Source organism: Stenotrophomonas sp. P5_A8 (genome assembly GCF_056400545.1).
The window spans coordinates 1-824 of the sequence record NZ_JBFULB010000617.1 but is presented as its reverse complement, the minus strand read 5'-3'; the positions used below and the strand labels follow the sequence as shown (position 1 = coordinate 824).

Below are 824 nucleotides of genomic sequence, written 5' to 3'. Positions count from 1 at the left end.
AACCCACCCGCCCCGACCCGGCCGACAGCACCGGCCAACCGGCTCCAGCAGTTGAAGTTGACCTTGACCTTGACCTTAAAAAGTTGCCGAAAAAAACAACACCCTCAAAGAATCTGCGCAGTCACCGCGACGAAATGACAGACACTGCCGCCGATCACAAACAGATGCCAGATCGCGTGCGAATAACGGATCGATTCGCGATGGTAGAAATACGTGCCCAACGTATAGGACAGCCCGCCAGCGAGCAGCCAACCCAACGTCCAGCCATCGATCGAGGCCCACATCGGCTTGATCGCCACCATCACCATCCAGCCCATCGCGATGTAGATGATCGTCGACAGCAGCTTGAAGCGCCCGGTGAAGAACAGCTTGAAGATCACCCCGGCAAAGGCCAGCACCCAGATCGCGGTGAACATGCCCCAGCCCCACGGACCGCCACGCAGCCCGATCAGCGTGAACGGCGTATACGTGCCGGCGATCAGCAGGTAGATGGCGCAGTGATCGAACACCTTCAGCCGACCCTTGACGACCGGGTGCTGGATCGCGTGGTACAGCGTGGAGGCCGTGTACAGCAGCAGCAACGCCACCCCGAACACGATCGCGCTGGCCAACTGCCAGCCGTCGCCATAGATGGCGGCCAGGGTGATCAGCACAGCGCTGGCGGCCAGCGCGGCCACCGCGCCGAGCCCGTGGGTCAGCGCGCTGGCGATTTCTTCACGTACGGAAGCAACTGTAGTCATGGCGATCGACACTGCGGGGAGGGGGGACCCGCTCCCCCCTATCATCGCCGCGATGGCGCGCGCATGCACGCGGGCCTGGGCCTG

1 protein-coding gene is annotated in these 824 nt (G+C 62.9%); it reads right to left on the bottom strand.

All coding sequences use genetic code 11. The features are described 5' to 3' along the window. Nucleotides 1-104: 104 nt before the first annotated feature. Complete coding sequence (gene trhA, locus AC1DQP_RS21095) at nucleotides 105-740, bottom strand: PAQR family membrane homeostasis protein TrhA (RefSeq protein WP_457319753.1); 636 nt, start codon at nucleotides 738-740, stop codon at nucleotides 105-107. Nucleotides 741-824: the final 84 nt, after the last annotated feature.

Coding starts and splice junctions, on each gene's coding strand:
- trhA (WP_457319753.1), bottom strand. CDS start 740: ATGACTACAGTTGCTTCCGTACGTGAAGAAATCGCCAGCGCGCTGACC.